Below are 22,627 nucleotides of genomic sequence, written 5' to 3'. Positions count from 1 at the left end.
TTAAGAATCTGACACCACGATTTACATGGTGCTATATAGAAAAATATGCTTAGGCTCTACTTCATTTTCTTATCCTTCCTTTTTGCCTACAGCGCAAAAAGCCAACAACTACCTCCACCCATCAACCTGCGGTGCGATTTATTACTGCACACGAATGCTGTTCGTAAAAATGGAGCAGTGGTAAGTACGACACTGGAATCAGCCAGTAAGCAGCAGGGGCACTATCAGTTTGCTACGATTACCAGCAAACAACCGACGTTTAGTTGGGAGGTTGATACAGCCATAAAGGGGATTTCGGCTTACCGCATTTTAGTGGCTTCATCGTCTCAAATACTAGAGAATAACAAAGCCGATTATTGGGATTCCGGCAAAGTAAAATCAACTCAGAGCCGGGCCACCTACACAGGTAAACCATTAGAAACCCGCAATGTCTATTATTGGCAAGTTCAGGTCTGGAATGAGAAAGGAATAAAAACAACTTTCTCAAAACCAGTTTCTTTTTATTACGGGGAACATAATCCATTGGAGCTATTTACCCATTATCCGCTGACTATTGATACACAAAAGCCGACAGCTATAAAACAAACAGAATCAGGCGCTTACTTTCTGGATTTCGGGAAAGATGCACTTGCCCAATTGACACTCCATCTAATAAGCGATGTTACCGATACTATCTGGATTGAAGTAGGTGAAGCGATTGAAAAACCGTACACGATTCACAAAAATCCGGGACGTAATATCCGCTATCTCAGAAAGCCGTTGCTCCTTGAAAAAGGCACTCATGACTATACCATTCAGTGGCCGGTTGATGCCAAACGAAATAGCCGGAATCCGATTCTGATGCCCGATTATATTGGTGAAGTATACCCGTTTCGATACCTATCAATTACGGGTTATACAGGCAAGATTGACAAGGAATCCGTTCAGCGACGCATGGTTTATTATCCATTCAATGAACAGGCGTCGGGTTTTACGTCGAGCGATACCATTCTGAATCAGATATGGGAGTTATGCAGGTATTCGATCAAGGCAACCAGTTTCACAGGCTATTACGTTGACGGCGACCGGGAGCGGATTCCGTACGAAGCCGATGCGCTGATTAACCAGCTATCGCATTATGCGGTCGATACCGAATACAGTATGGCCCGTCGTACGATGACGTATTTACTCTATCACCCGACCTGGCCAACCGAATGGAGTTTGCAAAATGTACTGATTGCCTGGAACGACTATCTATACACCGGTGATGAGCGACTTCTTAAGATGTACTATTCTGAATTACAGAAGAAAATACTCATGCCTTTGGCGGATGATACTGGCCTGATCAGTACCCGAACCAACAAGCAAACCGATGCTTTTTTAGCTTCGATCCATATGAACAAACTCTTTGATGGCCGACGGGGTCTGCACGACAATGTCGATTGGCCACAAACCAGCGATTACATCGGTCCCGAAAAAGAATACAAAGGCGAAACGGATGGCTTTGTCTACCGACCCTACAACGCCGTCGTCAATGCCTATTACTACCGAAATCTGGTCTTGATGACGCAGATTGCCAATGTCTTAAACAAGCCCGAAGATGCCGCCTTATATCTCCGAAAAAGCCGTGAGGTTTACAATGCCTTTAGGTTTGTATTTCGCGACAGCAAAACGGGCTTGATTCACGATGGCGATAGCACGACGCATTCCTCGCTCCACGCCAATATGTTTGCTCTAGTATTTGGGCTGATTCCTGCTGATGATCTGGCATCCGTGAAGCAATTTATCAAGAGTCGCCGGATGGCTTGCAGTGTATATGGTGCCCAGTTTTTACTGGATGCTTTGTACGATTACGACATGGGCGATTACGCACTCGAACTCCTGACCGCTACCACACAACGGAGCTGGTATAACATGATTCGAACCGGCTCGACCATCACACTGGAAGCCTGGGACAAAGTATATAAACCCAACCTGGACTTAAACCACGCCTGGGGAGCAGCACCCGCCAACCTGATTGTCAGAAAGTTAATGGGCATCGAAACGATTGCGCCTGGTTTCGAGACCTTTCAGATAAAGCCTCAACTTGGTAGCCTAACCTACGCAAGTTTAAAAGCCCCAACGATAAAGGGCAATATATCAGTAACGTTTAGAAAACAGATCACCCAGGCGACGATGGACATTGTGATTCCCGGCGGCACTACAGCCTATGTGTATATGCCCAATGCATCGGGCAGGCGCAATTTATTTTTAGATGGAAAACCCATTAGGAATGAACCTAGAAATGGCTTTTCACTCCTACAAAATGTGCGTTCAGGAAAACACACTATAGTATTGAATTAACTCATCTGTCAGCAACCCTTAATTCAGGTTAATAATGAAAGAGGAACAGTCAATTAATCGTCGGGAATTCGTTGGGAAAGCAGCCACCGCCGTGGCCGGTTTCATGATTGTACCCCGTTTTGTGTTGGGCGGAAAACGCCCCGATGGTACAAAATATCTACCCCCCAGCGATGTCATTTCATTAGGCTTCATCGGTACCGGCAAGCAGGGCAAAGGACTGATCAATTCGTTTCTGGGAACCAACGAAGCCAAAATTGTGGCCATTAGCGAGGTCTACAAAGCCAAATCGCAGTTGGCCCTTGATCGAATTAAAGCCCATTACGACAAGAATCCTCAATCAGGCACATACTCCGATATTCCGGTCTATACGGACTTCCGGGAGTTACTAGCCCGCAAAGACGTCGATGCCGTGGTGATTGCCACTCCCGATCACTGGCACGCAGCCATGGCCGTTCGGGCAGCCGAAGCCGGGAAAGATATTTATTGTGAAAAGCCCCTGGCTCTGACCGTTAAAGAAGGTCGGGCAATGGTGAATGCAGCTCGTAAATATAATCGGGTATTCCAGACAGGAAGTATGCAACGATCCTGGCCAGAGTTCCGGCAAACGGCCGAACTGATTCGGAATGGCTACATCGGGGATGTGAAGAGTATTAAAGTTAACGTTGGCCCCCCACCTACTCCATACGACCTCCCCGCCGAGCCCATTCCCGACGGATTGGACTGGAGTAAATGGCTCGGCCCGAACGCTCCCGTTGCCTTCAATTCGGAGTTAGCGCCACCCATCTCAAAAGACGTATTCCCCAACTGGCGAAACTACCGGGAGTTCGGTGGCGGCATGGTGACCGATTGGGGCGCTCACATGTTTGACATTGTGCAATGGTCATTGGATATGGACAACAGCGGGCCCGTTGAGGTCATTGCTCCCGACGGCAAGGAACACCCATTCCTGACGTATAAATACGACAACGGGATCACAATGACGCACGAAAAATGGGACTGGAGTAATGCCATTCTCTTCACCGGAACCGAAGGCGAACTCCGGGTTCAGCGCCGGAAACTGGAAACAACACCCGCTTCGTTAGCCACAAAAGTTATCGGCGAAACGGAAAAACACGTGTACCATAGCGATAATCATTACAAGGATTTCTTCGATGCCATGCGGAAACGTAGCAAGCCCATTTGTGATGTAGAAATCGGCCATCGTACAGCGTCAGTTTGCAACATTGGCAACATTGCGTATCGACTGAAACGGCCGCTGCAGTGGAACCCCAAGAAAGAAACGTTCAAAAATGACGACGAAGCCAACGCCCTGCTCGGTCGCCCGATGACTAATGAATGGGGGATTAAGATTTAGATTCCTAACTAATACACAGATTATCAACCCAATAATAAGTACAACAAAACATTCTATAGTCTCATTTTTGTCATCCCGACGACAGGAGGGATCTCAAGCGTCTGGCAACTTGAGATCCCTCCTGTCGTCGGGATGACAAAACTATCGATTGATTAACCCTTAACAGGGCAAGCAACGACCTTTCCTCAGAAACAGTAACCGTTTAATAAAAATGAACAAATTCATCAAATTAGGTGCCGTCGCACTTGTCGTCGGTGGTGGCGTTTTTTGCCTTAGCATGGCAAATCAAAAGCAGCAAGCGCCCAATATCGTGTATATTCTGGCCGATGATCTTGGCTATGGCGATGTGTCGGTCTATAATCCGAACGGACAAATTTCGACACCTAATATTGACAAACTGGCTTCGCAGGGCATGCGTTTTACCGACGCCCATTCACCTTCATCGGTCTGTACACCTACCCGATATTCGCTGTTGACGGGTCGTTATCCCTGGCGCAGCCGCTTGCCAGTAGGCGTTTTACGTGGCTATAGCCGAACCCTCATCGAAGCCGACCGAGCAACTGTGGCTTCGTTTTTAAAAAGTAATGGTTATCAGACCGGTGTAATTGGCAAATGGCATTTGGGACTGGATTGGGAGGTAAAAAAGGGCAATGAAGCGCTACTGACAACCACCGATTACGGAATTAATACCGAGATGGACACAGCAGTCATTGATTTTTCCAGAAAGCCCGCGCAAGGCCCGAACACAGTTGGATTTGACTATTCGTACATCTTGCCTGCCTCGCTGGATATGCCCCCCTATTGCTACCTGGAGAATCAGAAACTAACCGAATTACCCACCGGGTATACCGATGGAAATAAGTTACAAACGGGCTATACCGGTCCATTCTGGCGGGCGGGAAAAATGTCGCCCTCCTTCGACTTCTATGGTGTTCTGCCCACGTTTGTTGCCAAGGCCACCGATTTCCTGAAAAAGCAGACCCGTAAGCAGCCATTCTTCCTGTACCTGCCTTTAGCGGCACCGCATACGCCCTGGGTGCCGTCTAAAAATTACACAGGCAAGTCGAAAGCGGGTGAGTATGGCGATTTTGTGCAGCAGGTAGATGCCGCCGTTGGCGAAGTACTAAAAACGCTGGAACAGTCGGGTCTGGCCGACAATACTATCGTCCTGTTTGCGAGTGATAACGGCCCCTATTGGCGCGAGAACTTTGTGAAGCAATTTAACCACAGAGCCGCCGGGGAATTCCGGGGTATGAAAGGCGATGCCTTTGAAGGCGGGCATCGTATACCGTTTATCGTTCGCTGGCCGGGTAAGGTAAAAGCCGGATCGGTGAGTAACGCGACCACTACCTTAGCGAACCTAATGGCAACCTGTAAAGAGATTCTTGGCAACAAAACACCCAACCCCGAAGACAGCTATAGTATTCTGCCCGTACTGCTGGGCAAAGCCAAACAGGTTGGCAATCAACCAGCTGTCGTCCATAGTTCATCGATTGGTTATTTTGCCATCCGGAAAGGAGATTGGAAACTCATACAGGGCCTTGGATCGGGTGGTTTTACGGAGCCACGAGACGTAAAACCAAAGGCGGGAGAACCCGTCGGGCAGTTGTATAACCTGGCAACCGATCAGCTCGAAACTACCAATCTATACCAGAAAAATCCAGAGAAAGTCAAGGAGTTAACCGCGTTACTAGACCAAATCAGGCAAGGCAAAACGAGGTAGATTCCGGTAAAAGCCGACTTGTGTTCGATCAATCATTCACGGTAAGTACCGCTTCCGAGTGAATCGGATCGCCTTTACTGGTCACGCCCTCTACAACCACGCGATACGTGCCTGCCTGATCGGAGGTGAAAAAGAAAAGTGCTACGGGAGGTTGTGTCGATGTAAGGTTTACAAGTGGGTTCCAGTATAAGGTAGATCGAAAATCGTCTGCACCGGAATTTGTTGTTGGACGATCATAATCCGGCGATCGAAAGGGTACGTCATGATCAAACCCACGAACGTTCACCACAGACAACGGTTTCGAAATTCGTTCAGAAGTTCGTTTGGTAAATACGTTAATCAATCCATTCGAGCCGCTTGCCCCCTGATTGGCTGTAATCATGCCATTGACTTCAATATGGTCGATCATCGTTGGGCTTAGCTGCATCATTCGGTTACCAGCCGTTTCCCCTACTACCTGTACATTATTGATATACAGATTGGGTTCATGGGAAGCCAGGTCACCGTTGCCCGATGGCTCTTTGCCGTTGGGCGCTTTGGCACTTAGATCTTTACTGTTGGGAACACTGCTCCTGGCCCAGATGAGGTACCAGTTTGCCTGGTCATTTACTAACCTAAACGAGGGCAATTTGGCGGCAATGGCGTCTGCTACTGTAGCATAACCTTCCATGCTTTCACCTTTTATAGACACATCCGGCTGGGCGTACGAATTTTCATACGTCACTCGTTTCTTCGCCCTCACGTTTACGGTTTGAAGGATCCTGGCCTGGAGTGTGTCTCCCGTATACACCCGATGCGGAGTTCTTGTGGTTTTCAAATGCAGCTTAACATCCGGCAATTTTTCTGGTAGGTTGGGGCGGTCTTTATTGATCACAACAACGGCGCCTTCCGATGGCTGAACAACAAATTTGGTACTATCATAAATTGTCAGATTCGTCAGCGAAAATTCTCCACTCTTATGGGTAGAGGTGCGGTAAATTCCACCCAGATTTTCAGGGACCAGGGTTAATTCGGCCTTCTTCCCTTTCCCTTTTTTGTCTTTATACAGACCATCAATCGTGATTCCTTTTTCGATAGGATAGCTGAATGGGGTACGTGATTCGGTGGCAGGCTCAAAAAAGGATAGCGCTGTTTTGATCGTCATTGGCGCGGCTATCGGCAGTACGAGTGTTTCATCAATGACCGAAACCGAAAAACTCCCGTCGATACGCTCGCCTAGCCCAGTCGTATCGAGCCTAAGAAGCATTTTCACTTTGGCTCGTTTTTTATACTCGGGCTGATCAAAAGCAATGGCCAATTCCTTATCCGTAAGAGGCTTAGGAGCCACACCATCGACCCGATCAATGAGGTTCAACACCTGGACTGGCTTATAAAAAAAATGGTCGATGCCATAATTCCGCATCCACTGGGTGTAGGCCCGTACTACATACACACCCGGTTTCAACTCCGCAGGCAATGGAAAGACGCCTGCTGCTCTACCCGTATCAATGGGGAGAATCCGGGTTTGGGACACTTGCCGATCGGCGTCGATTAAGTCGACATACAAGACTTTACTAAGCGTATCCATCAGACCCGGAATCCGGTAAGTCATGTAGGCGCTGAACCAGATATTGTCGCCGGGATAGTAATAAGCTCTATCCGTATGCAGATACACCTGCTCCTGAAGCCGCTTGGCAGCAAGGTTACTTCGGGCGTGCGTGACAAGTTGGGTTCCGGGTTTATAATCGAGTGGCAACATACCCGACACGCGAGACTCGGCCATACTTCCCGATATGGCCACATCGGTTGGATTGAGTATAGTACCTTCTTTATTGACCTGAACAAACCCACCCCTAACCTCAAGCCAGCTAACGGGATAACCGACATCTTTATAAAAACTATTCGAGATAAACTCATTGGTGTACTGTACCTCCACCTTCTCGGGAAAGGCAATTCGATAGTCATTAACCGTTGCCCCTTTCGTCACCAGCGAAGTCGTATCCCTGGGCGCGAGATTATACTCAAGTTCAGCGCTGAAATTTCGGCTACGCGGTTTTCCTTTTACTTTTTCTCTGTAGAGCAGAAAGCCCTGACCATTAAGTTGGTGATCCAGAATCGACTTCATGAGGTGCTTTGCGGACCCTCGATAGGCTCGTTCCCGATTTTTGGTCCAGGTACGTGCTACCGATGCATCGGCGGTTTCCAGTTCCTCAAATCGGATAGTCCCAACAATGGAGTAGTCCGTTGCGGAGTAGCCAACGTTTTTCAACTGAAAAAAAAGCCTATAGCCGAGCGCTTTATTTTCAATCTCTACCGGAATCAACGCTGTTGCAATCGTCCTGCCTTTCTCCTCAATCAGATCAATTACCCACGGATTCACGATCCGGCAATTGGCCGTATTTCCCAGAAACACACGCTCGAATCGTTTTACCTGTTTCTCCCACAGCTTATCCCGGCTTGCTTTTACGCTTACTTCCGATACTTGCCGGGTATCGGGCTGCAATTGAATGCTGATTGACTTCGTATCGACCTCTACGAGTAGTCTTAGCTGCTGTGGAGTATAGCCAATAAATGAAAAGACAATTTCCGAAGCACCCAACGGCAGTTGTTGGAGCATAAATTCACCTCTGTCGTTCGTTGTTGTCCCAATTGTTGTATTGTTCACATAGACATTGGCAAACGGTAACGGTTTCTGCGTGTTGGCATCGATAACACGGCCGGAAATTTTACCGGTTTGGGCCTGCAAACTACTGATTTTCAGTAGTAGCAGAACAGCGCAAAGAAAGTGCTTCATATCAGTATCAGGGCATTCAAATCACTAGCTAGATGCAGGAAGTAGTATTTAACCTCATGGTCAATTTTACACCTAATAAACCGAGTAAATTTACCTTTTTCAAAATGGTTCTTACTCCTCCGTATCAGCTTGCGTTAAGTCATTTGCGTTCTTTTCTTCCTGAGTATTCATTAAAATCCGCACATATACCGAAGCTATTACATAATCAAAGAGAAAACAAAAACTTAGATAGTCTTTAATCAGCTTTTGAGGGCTTTTTTCTAATAAAATCGATTAAAAAGAAAGTAAAAGAAAAAATTCGAAATAAAAAGCAGGACAGTACAGGAGAGTACATGCAGGGTAGCCTCCTACCTTCACATATCTTTTTTGGCAATTTTCAATGATTGAATTGACTATTTTACCGATAAATCTATGAACATGAACTCTATTCCAACACTACGAAGCGTTTGGTTAGTCAGCCTAATTTTCGTTTTTCTTTTCTTTTCTTTGGCTCCTGGATTTGGCCAAACAAAGGCCATCACCATCACGGGGAAAATTACAGACGAAACCGGCAAACCCCTCCCAGGGGCGTCAATCCTGATAAAATCGTCCAAGACCGGTACGATCTCGAATCAGGACGGCGCCTATTCGATTGCCGCCGATGAGAATGCGGTGTTAGTGGTTAGCTCCATCAGCTATGAATCGCAGGAAATTCAGATCAGCAATCGGTCGGTGATTGACGTAGCGATGCAGGCATCCAATAAGACGCTTAATGAGGTAGTTGTGGTTGGTTACGGTACGCAAAGTAAACGGGCCATCACGGGGGCTGTGGCCTCCGTTGGATTCAATGAGTTTAAAGACCGCTCGTTTAGTAATGTTACACAATCCCTGGCTGGTAAAATTGCGGGGGTAAATATCACCCAGTCGCAGGGAGCGCCGGGCGTTGCTCCCATCATTCGGATACGGGGCATTAGTTCAATTACGGCGGGCACGAATCCACTGTTTGTGGTGGATGGGGTTCCACTCGAAAACTTCAATCTCAACCTGATCAACCCACAGGATATTGAGTCGGTCGATGTGCTGAAAGATGCCTCGTCGGCCGCTATTTATGGATCTCGTGGTGCCAGCGGGGTAATCCTGATTACCACGAAACTAGGCAAACCGGGTAAAACTAACATTAGCGCAGGTTATGAGTACGGTACGCAACAGGTGATCCGGAAGGTAAACATGATGAATGCCCAGCAGTGGATCAGCTACTATAATGATGCCCACAACAACGCCTGGGTCGATCTGAATCCGGGTGTTAATAAAGCAACAGACCCTAACAGTGCCCGCCCGGTTACCTACCGCATTCCCGATGATTTCATTACGAATCCACAGCAGTTTGGCAACGGTACTGACTGGCAGGATGTGATGTTTCGGGTGGCCCCTTCACATAACGCGCAGCTTTCGGTATCGGGTGGTACCGAAAAAACACAGTTTCTGTTTTCGGGCGCTTATTTAGATCAACAGGCTATTCTCGACCAGAACTATTACAAACGCCTGGCCATCCGCTCGAATATCAAACATAAACTCTCCGACCGATTCACAATTGGATTGAATCTGGGAGCCACAACTATTTTCGATCGGACGGATGGAACGCAGGGCAAAAGTGACGTAGTGAGTCTGGCCTTGCAAAGTGATCCTATTTTTCCGGTATTCAACGAAAACGGGAATCTGGGTTATCGTGACCCAAACTCAGTCTGGAATAAATACCTGCCCTACAACGACTTAAACCTGTGGCACCCCTACTCGTTGACGCGTTATATCGACAAACAGAACAAGTCATTCAACACGCTCGGTACGGCTTTCGGCGAGTATTACATCACGGATAACCTCAAATTCCGGTCAAGTATCAGCGGCAACCTCTTCAATACCCGCTATAATTCGTATCGATTCAAGAACCAGGGCTATGGGTATTCCAGCCTGCTGGCTGCCGAAGGAAATTCCCAAACGAGTTATTCGCTGAACTGGCTGTCAGAAAATACACTGACCTACGATAACCGCTTTGGTGATCACAACCTGAATGTGCTGGCCGGGTATAGCGTTCAGAAACAGCGCGATGAGTTCGCTAGCGTTACCTCGGGCAGTTTCCCGAACGACCTGGTTGAAACCCTGAATGCCGGGGTTGTCACGAGTGGTTCAACAAGTGCTACCGAATGGTCGATCATCTCCTATCTGGCGCGGGCTCAGTACAATTTCCAGAATAAATACTTCCTGACAGGCGCCATTCGGCGGGATGGTAGCTCGCGTTTCGGAACGGCCACGCGCTGGGGTTATTTCCCATCGGTTTCGGCAGGCTGGTTGGTTTCTGACGAGCAATTCATGCAGAACCTGAAAGCGGTTAATCTGCTAAAATTGCGCGTAAGTTATGGCGTTGCGGGTAACAATCAGATACCTAACTACGGATCGATCAGTTTATTAGGCACATCGAACTATGCATCGGGCACGAACCTGGCATCGGGCCTGGCCATTGGTAATATTGCCAATACCAACCTAAAATGGGAACGAACCAATCAGCTGAACATTGGGCTGGACCTTCGGCTATTCAACGACCGGATTGGCGTATCGGCGGAGTTTTACAACTCCATTACGAAAGACATGCTGCTCAACGTTCCCATTCCCGATATTTCAGGGTTCTCGAACCAGTTGACCAACATTGGTCAGATGCAGAATCGGGGGATTGAACTGAACCTCAATACCAAGAATGTTGTCGGCAAATTTACCTGGACCACCGATTTCAATATCAGCCGCAACCGGAACAAAGTGCTGCAACTCGGCAACGGAAATGCGCCGATTATCTACACCGATTTTCTGGTAGCGGTTAAAACCGAAGTAGGTCAGCCGATTTCTAATTTCTACGGCTATCAGACTGATGGCATATTCCAGAATCAGGCCGCTATCGACGCAGCCCCGCACTACAGCACCACCAAACCCGGCGATCCCATCATCCGGGATGTAAACGGCGACGGAAAAATCACGGCCGACGACCGCACCACGCTGGGAAATTATCAGCCTAAATTCACAGCGGGCCTGACCAATAATTTCTCCTTTAAAGGCTTCGATGTCTCGTTCATGTTCCAGGGCTCCTTCGGCGGAAAAATCGTGAACCAGAGTTACCGGTATTCTGGCTTCTGGAATAATGGCCGGAATATGTACGCCTTCGTCGATAATCGCTGGCGTTCGGAAGCTAACCCCGGCGATGGCATACATCCGCGCGCGACGTTGAATCTGACAGGTTTACAGGATCAGTTTACGAGTCTGTGGGTTGAAGATGCTTCGTTTGTTCGGCTGAAAAACATCCGGGTGTCGTACACAATCCCAGCGTCGTTGCTGGCAAAAACGCCCCTGAAGACAACCCGCGTATATGTCAACGCCGACAACGTTTACCTCTGGAGCAAATACTCCAACTACGACCCCGAGAATACGACCTATAACGCCACCAGTTATTCGGCGGGTAGCAACGGCTTGAATGCGTCTGGCAATGCGCCCAACGGTGCCTTCATCGGCGTAGATTATGGCTCCTACCCCATTCCAAGGGTCATCACCATAGGTCTTAAAACAGATTTTTAAGGTAAGAAGCCCAGTCTAAATTTACTCACAATGGACGAAATAGGAAGGAGAAGTTAACCAGGCGACGGCATCGCTCTTTCACTCATTCAGTCTTTCACTCTTTATCAAATGAAAACGATAAAACATATTCTAACCATCGTCTGTATCTGCCTGGCGGCTACAGGCTGTAAAGAGTCGTTTCTGGAACTCAAACCGATTTCCAACCCAACGGCCGATAACTTCAAAACAACGGATGATTTTGAACTGGCGGTCAACGCAGCTTACTCCTCGCTGTACACGATCTATCACCCTGAGGGCGCTATGTCGTATGTGAACGAGCAGATGAGCGACAACGCCATTGTGTACAATATTGCAGGGATTCAGGCCGATAAATGGCAGTTTAAAGACCTGGCCCTGTCGACCACCAACACCGTCGTGTATCAATTCTGGCAGGACTACTACAAGGCGCTGTTCAACGCGAATATTGTCCTAAACAAGATTGAAGGAGCCAGCCTGGATGCTACCTATAAAGATGGTGTGAAAGCCCAGATGATGTTTTTGCGTGCGCTTTATTACTTCAATATGGTGCAAACCTGGGGCGATTTACCGATCGTGACAACTCCACTTACGGGCGAGGAAAGCTATAACGTATTACGCTCTCCCCAGTCTGCGGTCTATGACCAGATCAAAAAAGACCTCACCGCAGCCATCGATAAACTTCCGCTGGCATCAGCCGTGACGATTCCAGGCCGGGTATCGAAAGGAGCGGCCCAAACACTACTTGGAAAAGTATACCTAGCCCTCGGCGATAAAACGTCGGCGGCTACGGTCTTGAAGGAAGTGGTGAACAGCAATCAATATTCGTTGATCCCGACCTTTGCCGGTTTGTGGGGGCCGACGGTTAAAAACACGAAAGAGTCCATTTTCGAGATTCAGTACCTGGGCGGAAGCGCTTCAGCACCGTTCAGCCGGTATTATCAAACCTACTATCCCGTTACGGCTGGCTTAGGCTTCATCGGTACGGGCATGAATCAGATCACCGACGATCTGTACAACGAATACGAAGCGGGCGATCCGCGTCGGGATATAACGATTGCCCTTGGCTACACGAGTGGCACGACCTTCACTCCCCAGAAATTCCCTACCAAATGGACGAATACGGGAGCTACGATTGTCAATGGCGTTTCGCTTGCCAACAACAACTTCATGGTCCTGCGCTATGCCGATGTGTTGCTGATGCTCTCAGAAGCCACCGGCGATGCCAGTTACCTGAATCAGGTACGGACACGGGCGGGCTTACCGAAGTTCGGCGATGCGACCTACCCATCGGCAAAATATGCAACGCTCGACCTGGCCATCGAACACGAACGACGTATGGAATTGGCCATTGAGTTTCAGCGCTGGTTCGATTTGAAACGGACGAATCGGGCCGTCCCTGTCCTGAGCGCAAAAGGAAAAGCCATTACCCAAACCAAGCTGCTGCTGCCCATCCCGCAAATTGTACGCTTGCAGAACGAAGCGATTGTCCAGAATCCGGGGTATTGATTGGTTGCAGGTTTACGGTTTTAGGTATATGGTTTACGGTAGGCTGGCGCGTCAATAATTTCGTGCGTCAGCCTACCGTAAACCATATACCTAAAACCATAAACTATTTATGATTGCTAAAATCATACAGAGCGCCGAAAAAATCATACACATTCTCAGCACAGAAAAATTCATTCTTTGTACATGCTAAACCTGACACGTAAACGACTACTTCTCTTCGCCTTTTTATCTAGTGCAATCATTGCGTGTAAAACGAATGAAAACCTATCAGACCCTAACAAGCTTGCAGTATCGGAGAACAGTCGATTTCTGGCCATTGGCGACAACAAACCGTTTTTCTGGCTGGGCGATACAGGTTGGTTACTATTCGGGAAGTTGACGCGGGAAGAAGCTGAAACCTATCTGGAGAACCGGAAGCAAAAAGGCTTTAACGTCATTCAGGTGATGGTGTTGCACACACTCGATGTCACAAATGCTTATGGCGACTCAGCCCTGATTAGCAAGAATGTGGCAACGCCTAAGCTCACTAAAGGCAACGCATTCACCGATTCAACTGAATACGATTTCTGGGATCACGTTGATTTTGTGGTTGATAAAGCGGCCGAAAAAGGAATCTACATGGCGCTGGTTCCGGTTTGGGGTAACAATGTAAAAAAGGGAGGAGTCAATCAGCAGCAGGGAAAAACATACGCGGAATTCCTGGCCAATCGCTACAAAAACCGTCCGAATATTATCTGGCTCGATGGCGGAGACATTAAAGGCAGTGACTCGCTGGAGGTCTGGAAAACCATTGGCAGCACGATCAATAAGATCGATTCGACGCATTTGATTACGTTTCACCCGCGCGGCCGATCATCGTCATCGGAGTGGTTTCACAACGAAAACTGGCTGGATTTCAACATGGTGCAGTCGGGTCACAAGACCTATGCTCAGGATACGGCGGCCAAAGAAACCCTGCATTATGGCGAAGATAACTGGCGGTATATCCAGACTGATTTAGCCCTGAAACCCACCAAGCCAACCATCGACGGCGAACCGTCGTACGAGGGGATTCCGCATGGACTGCACGATGTGAATCTGCCTCGCTGGACGGCCGATGATGTGCGCAGATACGGCTACTGGTCGGTGCTGGCAGGTGCTTTTGGGTACACGTACGGGCATAACTCGGTGATGCAGATGTATAAAAAGGGCGACAAAAAAACGTCTTTTGGCCCGATTGAAACCTGGGACAAAGCCATCGACGCACCCGGTGCCGGGCAGATGATTTACCTGAAAAATCTGCTACTCACCTATTCCTTTTTCGACCGCGTTCCCGACCAGTCCTTGATTGCCGATCAGGGCAACCAGTATGATTATTTAGTAGCCAGCCGGGGAGCCGATTACGCGCTCATTTACACCTACACCGGACGGAACATAAAGCTGAACATGGGCAAACTTCCGGGTGATAGCGTAACTGCATCGTGGTTCAACCCGCGTGATGGCAAAACGACCGCCATTGGGGATGTTGCCAATAAAGGCATTCAGGAATTCAACCCACCCGCCGAACCGAAAGCCGGTAATGACTGGGTACTAGTCATTCAGAAAAAATGAACCGACTTATTATCACGCTCGTCGCGCTGCTTTTTCTGAGTTCCTGCTCGAAATCGGTGTATCTATTCAGCTCGTTCCATGAACCCGCTAACGAGGGGCTTCGGCTGTTGTATAGCTACGACGGTTACAACTGGACAGACCTGAATCGCACCTTTTTGAAACCTGAAATTGGCAATCAGAAGGTAATGCGCGATCCGTCTATTGCACAAGGAAAAGATGGTACATTTCATCTGGTCTGGACAAGCAGTTGGAAGGACGACAAAGGCTTCGGCTACGCCAGTTCCAACGATCTGATTCACTGGTCGGAGGAACGGTTTTTACCGGTGATGGAACACGAACCCACAACTGTAAATGTCTGGGCACCCGAATTGTTTTATGATGATGAAGCTGACCAGTTTGTGATCATCTGGGCCTCCACCATTCCGGGTCGGTTTGAGCGGGGCATCGAGGATGAAAAGAACAACCATCGGATGTACTACACGACCACCAAAGACTTCAAAACCTTCTCCCCCACCAAACTCTTTCTCGACCCCAAATTCAGTGTCATCGACGCCGTGATCGTGAAGCGAAAACCCGGTGATTATGTGCTGGTTCTGAAAGACAACACGCGTCCGGAGCGAAATATAAAAGTGGCTTTTGGAACGAACGCAACCGGCCCTTACACCAATGTGTCGGAACCCTTCACAACGAAATTCACCGAAGGCCCGTCGGTCGCCAAGGTAGGCAACGATTGGCTGATCTATTTCGACTCGTACCAGGACAAAAAATACGGTGCCGTAAAGACCCACGATTTCAAAACCTTCACCGATGTTTCGGCCCAAACGGCAATCCCGGAAGGCCATAAACATGGGACGATTTTTAAGGTGAAGAAGAGGGTTTTGAAGGGGTTGTTGAAATAGTACTAAGTTGTTGTCATTCCGACCGTAGGGAGGAATCTCAAGCCTGACTTATAGGATACTTGAGATTCCTCCCTACGGTCGGAATGACAAAATCAACTGACTTAAAAATGAAATACGGTCTTTTAATAGCTCTCCTTCTTTCCCTAACTCAGCTCACGTTAGCCCAGCAAACGGAAAAACGCTACCTGTCGGGCACGGGGAACTCCACTACTGTAAACTGGCAATTCTATTGCACGGCTGGGCAGAATTCGGGCAAGTGGACAACCATTCCAGTACCGTCGAACTGGGAGTTGCAGGGGTTTGGCAAATACAATTACGGTTTCGCCAAAGATAGCTCGCGGGGAAAAGAGCAGGGATTATACAAATATGAATTTCAGGTACCAGCATCCTGGAAAGGCAAACACATCAACCTTGTGTTTGAGGGAGCCATGACCGACACCGAAGTCAAGATAAACGGCAAGTCGGCGGGGCAAATCCATCAGGGTTCATACTACGCCTTCAAGTACGACATTTCGAATTTATTGACCTATGGATCAGGCAATTTACTGGAAGCTACGGTATCGAAACACTCGGCAAATCAGTCCGTAAATGAAGCCGAGCGAAAAGGAGATTTCTGGATTTTCGGTGGCATTTTCCGGCCCGTTTATCTGGAAGCCCTCCCCGCCGAACACATCGCCAACGTAGCCATCGACGCTAAAGCGAACGGCACGTTTACCGCTCAACTTCAGCTCAACACAAGCGGTAAAACAACAGATATTTCGGCTCAGATCTATACAATTTCAGGCCAAAAAGTAGGTACACCGTTTCGTGTAAAAACTGGCACCGGAAGTCAGTTAGCAACACTTACAAAATCTATATCAAATCCACTTCTGTGGACCTCCGAAACACCGAATCGGTACAAAGTAACATTCAGCCTAACCCAGAACGGGAAGCTGATTCACACGCTGACGAAGTCATTTGGTTTCCGAACGGTGGAGGTAAAGCAACGGGATGGCATTTACGTGAACGGCACGAAAATCAAGCTTAAGGGTGTCAACCGGCATTCATTCTGGCCATCGTCGGGTCGGGCGTTAAGTAAGAAGCTGAGTATCCTGGATGTGAACCTGATGAAGGACATGAACATGAACGCCGTTCGGATGTCGCACTATCCCCCCGACGATCACTTCCTGGACGTTTGCGATTCGCTTGGCTTGTTCGTATTCGATGAACTGGCGGGTTGGCATGGCCATTACGATACGCCAACCGGCACCAAATTACTCAAAGAGCTTATTACACACGATGTAAGTCATCCATCGGTTATTTTCTGGATCAACGGGAACGAAGGTGGTCACAATTACGAACTCGACCCGTTGTTCGCCCAACTGGATATTCAGAAACGGCACGTGATCCATGCCTGGGAGGATTTCGGCGGCTTCGATACGCAGCATTATCGGGAGTACAACTACGGCATTGGCAACTACAACCACGGCCATTCCATAACCCTACCGACTGAATTTCTGCATGGCATGTACGATGGCGGCCACGGGGCGGGCCTCGAAGATTACTGGGAAGCCATGTGGCACGATCCACTGGCGGCTGGTGGTTTCCTCTGGGATTTCGCGGATCAGGGCGTGGTTCGTACCGACCGAAATGAGGGTAAAGGCCCCCTTGATACAGACGGCAATCGGGGTGCCGATGGCATTGTCGGTCCGTATCGGGAAAAAGAAGGCAGTTTTTTTACGATTAAAGAAGTTTGGTCGCCCATCAAACTGGCGCACCGGGAAATCACCCCGGCGTTTGACGGCAGCTTCCCAATTGAAAACCGCTACCAGTTCACGAACACCAATCAATGTTCGTTTACCGGAAAACTGGTCAAAGTAGGCGGGCCATACGATGTTTCGAAACCGGCAGCGAAAGCATTTTCGATTGCTGCGCCAAACCTGAAACCCTTCGAAAAAGGGACGCTAAAAGCCTATCTGCCTGCTGATTGGAAGGACTATGATTTTCTATACATCACGGCAATCGACCCACACAAACGCGAGCTGTTTACCTGGAGTTTCCCCATTTCTCTACCGAACAAAGTAGCAGCCTCACTCATCAGCAAGGACGGTTCCGGCACCGTCACAATGACTGAAACCGATTCACTCTATACTGTTTCAGCAAACGGCATTCAACTGACATTCAGCAGACGAACCGGGTTATTGAAACAAGTGGCCAACAGCGCGGGAAAAATCCCGTTCACCAACGGCCCCATTTTGCAGGAAGGCGTGAATAACTTCAAAAACTTCACCGAACATAGCGACGGAAAAAGCGTCATCATCGAATCGACCTTCGACCGTAAATCAAGCTACAATACCTTGCAATGGACCATTTACCCGTCGGGCTGGGTCAAAATGCGGGTGCGGTATTTCCCGGATGGCTATTTCACGATGATGGACGGGGTCAATTTTTCGTTCCCAGAATCGGAGATGAAAGCGGTGAACTGGATGGGGAAAGGCCCGTATCGCGTCTGGAAAAACCGGATGAAAGGAGGAGCGTTAGGCGTTTGGAACAAAGCGTATAACAACTCAGAAACGGGTGAAGCGCCGTTTATTTACCCCGAATTCAAAGGCTATCACGCCAATATGTACTGGTGCCGATTTGAAACATCGGGTCAACCTTTTACCGTGGCCACGGAAAACGAAGACGTCTTCTTCCGGTTATTCACCCCCAACTGGAAAACTGACCAATGGCACAACTACGAGCCAACGTTCCCATCGGGCGACATCTCCTTCATGCAGGGAATCAGCAGTATCGGCACAAAAACACAACGCAACGAAACCACAGGACCAATGGGCATGAAACACATTTTTTACGACTACGAAAAAGAACCCGCCCGCGCCAAAGAATTGACGTTGTACTTTGACTTTTCAGGGAAATGAACTTCGTTTTTGCAGTAGTGATGTCAGGTTCTAAACCTGACATTGTGCGGTTTCTCAAAACCGCGTGAACAAGCCAAAGTCGGTTTTGAGAAACCTCCCAGTGTCGGGTTGAAGAACCGCTCGGGCGGCCCCGCCGACACCACGCTCCAACTATAGAAATTAACATGAACCGACTCCTAGCCACAATACTCCTGACCCTCCTCCCCTCGCTCCTCTTCGCGCAGCAGGCCGAAATCTGGGTGGCACCAGATGGATCGGATATGAATGCGGGGACGAAGGAAAAACCGGTGGCTAGTTTGCAGATGGCGTTGCGTAAGGTCCGCGAACTGCGTCGGCTAGCCGATCCGAGTATTGCTACAGGCGCTCATATCTATCTAAAAAATGGGCTTTATGCGTTAAATGAGCCTGTTTTTATTCGCCCGGAAGATTCAGGAACACCAGCAGCCCCAACGGTAATCGAAGCCGCTCCGACGGAAAAACCCATTTTAAGTGGGGGCATTTCTATACCAGGCTGGCAAAAAGTAAAAGGCACCATTCCTGGTTTACCCAAAGAAGCCATCGGAAACGTCTGGATGGCCGATGCGCCGAACGTGGGTGGGCGGCTTCTGGAATTTCGGCAACTGTGGGTGAATGGCACTAAAGCAACGCGCGCTAAAGACACGCCTTATCCGTTGATGAATCGTATTTTGTCTTGGAATAAACAGGAACAAACCTGCTGGATTCCAGCGCCTAAAGTCGGTGATTTATCGAAAGCAGTTGGTTTGGAAATGCTTATTCATCAATGGTGGGCGATTGCCAATCTTCGTATTAAACGCATTGAGGTGCAAGGCGATAGCGCCAAATTGTGGTTCCATCAACCCGAAAGTCGCATTCAATCCGAGCATCCGTGGCCTTCGCCCTGGCTTTCGAAAGAAACCGGCAACTCTGCCTTCTACCTGACAAACGCCATTCAATTCCTGAACCAGCCCGGCGAATGGTTTCTGGATACCAAAGCGAAAAAAATCTACTACATCCCCCGTCCGAACGAGAATCTGGCAACGGCTCAGGTGATTGCCCCAAACCTCGAAACGCTGGTACGCATGACAGGAACGGTCGATAATCCGGTAGCAAACGTGATGTTCAAAGGCATCTCATTCCAGCATTCGGGCTGGCTTCGTCCTTCGCAGCAGGGGCATGTGCCGCATCAGGCGGGTCAGTATATGCTGGATGCGTATAAGTTGAAAATTCCGGGTACGCCCGATAAAAAGTCACTGGAAAATCAGGCCTGGGTCGGTCGTCCGGCAGCGGCTGTGGACGTTTCCTTTGCCAATCATACGGGCTTCGAAAACTGCCGGTTTGAGCACCTGGCAGCAACCGGACTCGATTATCACAAAGGCGTTCACGACAATGTCATCCGGGGCAATCTGTTCACCGACATTGGTGGCACGGGCATTCAGGCAGGTGTTTTCTCCGACGAAGCCACTGAAATTCACTTACCCTACAACCCAACCGATGAGTGGGAAGTCTGCAGCAACCTGACCATCAGCAACAACCTGATTACCAACGTAACCAACGAAGACTGGGGCTGCGTGGCCATTGGAGCGGGGTATGTTAGAGGCATTACCATCGAGCATAATGAGATAAACGAGGTAGGCTATAGCGGTATCAGTATGGGCTGGGGATGGACCAAAACCATCAACGCGATGCGGAACAATAAAGTGGTGGCGAACAAGATTCACCACTTTGCCAAACACATGTACGATGCAGCCGCCATCTATACCCTGTCGGCGCAACCGGGTTCGACTATTGCAGAGAATTATATCGATAGTGTCTACAAAGCACCTTATGCGCATCTGCCTGCCCACTGGTTTTATCTGTATACCGATGAAGGCTCGTCGTATTTCACGATCAAAGACAACTGGACGCCCTCCGAAAAATTCTTGCAAAACGCCAACGGCCCGAACAACGTCTGGGCGCATAACGGCCCTCAGGTAGCGGATAGCATTAAAGCAAAAGCAGGTCTCCAGACACCGTATCAATACCTGCTGAACAACAAAGTCAGACCCGACGCACGCTGGGGCATTAATAAAGAAAATCCGGTTATTGTCGAGCTGGTTGCCGATGCGAAACAACCTATTGATATACAGCGAATAAAGGAGGTAATGATTCGCTCTAAAGTTAATCCGGAAGCGCTCTATCAATGGGAAAATCATTACGTTATTTTCGACAAAGTGCAGGACGTGTTCGTGCTGAGTGAGCGCTTGAAAGGAGCTTTCCCAACGGCGAAAGTCAAGACCTATTACGATTTATTCTACGAATTCAACCGGAACAACTGCGCCACCGGGCCGGTAGCAGGGGAATGGGATCACACGATACTCACCGCCAATCTGGTGGCCGACACGAAGCTACAGAACGACTATCTGGCCTACCATGCCACGCGGTTCGAGAAATGGCCGGAAGTGGCGAAAGGATTCTGTAATGCCAATTTCCAGCAGCTGCTTCTATTCCGAAACGGGCGGCAACTCATGCTGGTCATCAGCATTCCCAAAGGCGAAAGTTTAGACAAACTCAATCCCAAAACTACCGAAAACAACCCGCGCGTCGATGAGTGGAATGCCCGAATGAAGAAGTATCAGGAAGGGATTTCTGGGGCGAAGCCGGGTGAGGTGTGGGTGGGATTTAAGATGATAAAGTAAAAATCAGGTGATCCCGTGGTGTCGGGTTCTGAACCCGACACGGTGCGGTTTCTCAAAACCGCTTTAGAAGTATTCGCGCGGTTTTAAGAAACCGCACAATGTCTGGTTGAAGAACCTGCCATCACTAGCTAAGTAGCAATCAAAATAACAAACCATGTTACGATTAGGCATTTTAGGATTAGGCGAAGGGCGCAGTACGATGTCAGCGGCACTGTCGAGCCCGAATTATGAGTTGGTGAAAGTTTGCGATCAGAAAATCGAACTGTGCCAGCAACGGGCCAAAGAATTTGATTTTCAACACTATACGACCAATTACCAGGATTTGCTCGATGATCCAACCCTTGACGTCATCGCGATTTATACGCCCGATAAATTCCACGCGGAGCATACCAAACAGGCCATGCTTCACGGCAAGCATGTGGTGTGTACAAAGCCATTTATCGATGATTTATCGAAGGCAAAAGAACTCATCGACATCAGCGAACAAACTGGTAAAAAGGTATTTGTTGGGCAGAGTTCGCGCTTTTTTGAGCCGATGAAAAAGCAACGCGCCGATTTTAACGCGGGGCTAATCGGTGAACTGATCACCATTGAAGGCTATTATCACGCCGACCATCGCTGGTTCCTGGACAAAGGCTGGTCGTTGGAAAATGCGTTCAAATGGTTGTACGGTGGACTCAGTCACCCGGTCGATTTTATTCGCTGGTATCTGCCCAACATTGAGGAGGTGATGGGCTACGGCATGCTCAGCGCCAACGGTCGGAAGGGCGGCCTGAAAAACGTGGATACCATGCACTTCATTTTCAAAGCCACCGACGGACGCATCGCCCGCGTGAGTGGTGCCTACACCGGCCCCGTTCAACCCAACGTTCGCGACTCCGAAATGAGCTGTATTCTGCGCGGCACCGAAGGATGCAGCCAGGCCGATTACATGGATTTACGCTACGCCATCACGACCAGCACGGGCGAGGAAATCGTACAAACCTGGGAGCACAAACTGAAGCATTACTTCCGGTTTGAAGGCAAAAGCCATCATGCGGGCGAGTACCAGAACTACCTCGACTATTTCGCCACCTGCCTGGAATCGGGCCAGACAGCGTACCCAGATATTAGAGAAGGCATCGGCACAGTGGCCCTGCTTCAGTCGATGGACAAGTCTCTGCAAACCGGCCAGCCGGTGAAGGTGCAGGATGTGCTGAGAGAGTATGGGTTGTCATAAATTAATGAATAATGGATAATGAACAATGTAAAATGGAAATGCAAGCCCCTCATTATC

At 48.8% G+C, this 22,627-nt stretch carries 11 protein-coding genes; 10 read left to right on the top strand and 1 reads right to left on the bottom strand.

Going from position 1 to position 22,627, the window contains the following annotated elements:
* Positions 1 to 45 precede the first annotated feature (45 nt).
* From ACYVGO_RS34215 to ACYVGO_RS34205, 3 genes are all read left to right on the top strand, one after another.
* Positions 46 to 2,322, top strand: coding sequence for an alpha-L-rhamnosidase-related protein (locus ACYVGO_RS34215; RefSeq protein WP_460973220.1), 2,277 nt, complete (start codon positions 46 to 48; stop codon positions 2,320 to 2,322).
* Between the two features lie 34 nt (positions 2,323 to 2,356).
* The gene (locus ACYVGO_RS34210) at positions 2,357 to 3,676 is read left to right on the top strand and encodes a Gfo/Idh/MocA family protein (RefSeq protein ID WP_460973219.1); all 1,320 of its coding nucleotides are present in this window, start codon (positions 2,357 to 2,359) and stop codon (positions 3,674 to 3,676) included.
* A 211-nt stretch (positions 3,677 to 3,887) separates the two neighbouring features.
* Positions 3,888 to 5,399 (top strand): sulfatase family protein, encoded by a 1,512-nt coding sequence (locus tag ACYVGO_RS34205; protein WP_460973217.1) that lies wholly within the window; start codon positions 3,888 to 3,890, stop codon positions 5,397 to 5,399.
* A 28-nt stretch (positions 5,400 to 5,427) separates the two neighbouring features.
* Here the strand turns inward: ACYVGO_RS34205 and ACYVGO_RS34200 are convergent, their stop codons facing one another.
* Positions 5,428 to 8,172, bottom strand: a complete 2,745-nt coding sequence (locus tag ACYVGO_RS34200; RefSeq protein WP_460973215.1) for a carboxypeptidase-like regulatory domain-containing protein — start codon at positions 8,170 to 8,172, stop codon at positions 5,428 to 5,430.
* A gap of 411 nt (positions 8,173 to 8,583) precedes the next feature.
* Between ACYVGO_RS34200 and ACYVGO_RS34195 the strand changes: the two genes are divergently transcribed.
* From ACYVGO_RS34195 to ACYVGO_RS34165, 7 genes are all read left to right on the top strand, one after another.
* A complete protein-coding gene (locus tag ACYVGO_RS34195) occupies positions 8,584 to 11,763 on the top strand; it encodes a SusC/RagA family TonB-linked outer membrane protein (protein WP_460973213.1) in 3,180 nt (1,059 codons plus the stop codon).
* A gap of 108 nt (positions 11,764 to 11,871) precedes the next feature.
* Positions 11,872 to 13,287, top strand: coding sequence for a RagB/SusD family nutrient uptake outer membrane protein (locus tag ACYVGO_RS34190; RefSeq protein WP_460973211.1), 1,416 nt, complete (start codon positions 11,872 to 11,874; stop codon positions 13,285 to 13,287).
* Positions 13,288 to 13,470: 183 nt separating this feature from the next.
* Entirely contained in the window at positions 13,471 to 14,877 is a 1,407-nt protein-coding gene (locus ACYVGO_RS34185; RefSeq protein ID WP_460973209.1) for a glycoside hydrolase family 140 protein, read from the top strand.
* A complete protein-coding gene (locus ACYVGO_RS34180; RefSeq protein ID WP_460973207.1) occupies positions 14,874 to 15,776 on the top strand; it encodes a glycoside hydrolase family 43 protein in 903 nt (300 codons plus the stop codon). The genes ACYVGO_RS34185 and ACYVGO_RS34180 overlap by 4 nt, the downstream gene beginning before the upstream one ends.
* 107 nt (positions 15,777 to 15,883) lie before the next feature.
* Positions 15,884 to 18,676 carry a glycoside hydrolase family 2 TIM barrel-domain containing protein gene (locus ACYVGO_RS34175; protein ID WP_460973205.1) on the top strand — a complete coding sequence of 931 codons (2,793 nt, stop codon included), beginning with the start codon at positions 15,884 to 15,886 and terminating at the stop codon, positions 18,674 to 18,676.
* A 164-nt stretch (positions 18,677 to 18,840) separates the two neighbouring features.
* The gene (locus ACYVGO_RS34170; protein WP_460973203.1) at positions 18,841 to 21,351 is read left to right on the top strand and encodes an L-rhamnose mutarotase; all 2,511 of its coding nucleotides are present in this window, start codon (positions 18,841 to 18,843) and stop codon (positions 21,349 to 21,351) included.
* Positions 21,352 to 21,505: 154 nt separating this feature from the next.
* A complete protein-coding gene (locus ACYVGO_RS34165; protein WP_460973201.1) occupies positions 21,506 to 22,570 on the top strand; it encodes a Gfo/Idh/MocA family protein in 1,065 nt (354 codons plus the stop codon).
* Positions 22,571 to 22,627 lie beyond the last annotated feature (57 nt).

The sequence above is a fragment of the Spirosoma migulaei genome (assembly GCF_054776855.1).
Note: the sequence above shows the minus strand (reverse complement) of the source record. Positions and strands in the feature narration are given on the sequence as shown.

Coding starts and splice junctions, on each gene's coding strand:
- ACYVGO_RS34215 (WP_460973220.1), top strand. CDS start 46: ATGCTTAGGCTCTACTTCATTTTCTTATCCTTCCTTTTTGCCTACAGC.
- ACYVGO_RS34210 (WP_460973219.1), top strand. CDS start 2,357: ATGAAAGAGGAACAGTCAATTAATCGTCGGGAATTCGTTGGGAAAGCA.
- ACYVGO_RS34205 (WP_460973217.1), top strand. CDS start 3,888: ATGAACAAATTCATCAAATTAGGTGCCGTCGCACTTGTCGTCGGTGGT.
- ACYVGO_RS34200 (WP_460973215.1), bottom strand. CDS start 8,172: ATGAAGCACTTTCTTTGCGCTGTTCTGCTACTACTGAAAATCAGTAGT.
- ACYVGO_RS34195 (WP_460973213.1), top strand. CDS start 8,584: ATGAACATGAACTCTATTCCAACACTACGAAGCGTTTGGTTAGTCAGC.
- ACYVGO_RS34190 (WP_460973211.1), top strand. CDS start 11,872: ATGAAAACGATAAAACATATTCTAACCATCGTCTGTATCTGCCTGGCG.
- ACYVGO_RS34185 (WP_460973209.1), top strand. CDS start 13,471: ATGCTAAACCTGACACGTAAACGACTACTTCTCTTCGCCTTTTTATCT.
- ACYVGO_RS34180 (WP_460973207.1), top strand. CDS start 14,874: ATGAACCGACTTATTATCACGCTCGTCGCGCTGCTTTTTCTGAGTTCC.
- ACYVGO_RS34175 (WP_460973205.1), top strand. CDS start 15,884: ATGAAATACGGTCTTTTAATAGCTCTCCTTCTTTCCCTAACTCAGCTC.
- ACYVGO_RS34170 (WP_460973203.1), top strand. CDS start 18,841: ATGAACCGACTCCTAGCCACAATACTCCTGACCCTCCTCCCCTCGCTC.
- ACYVGO_RS34165 (WP_460973201.1), top strand. CDS start 21,506: ATGTTACGATTAGGCATTTTAGGATTAGGCGAAGGGCGCAGTACGATG.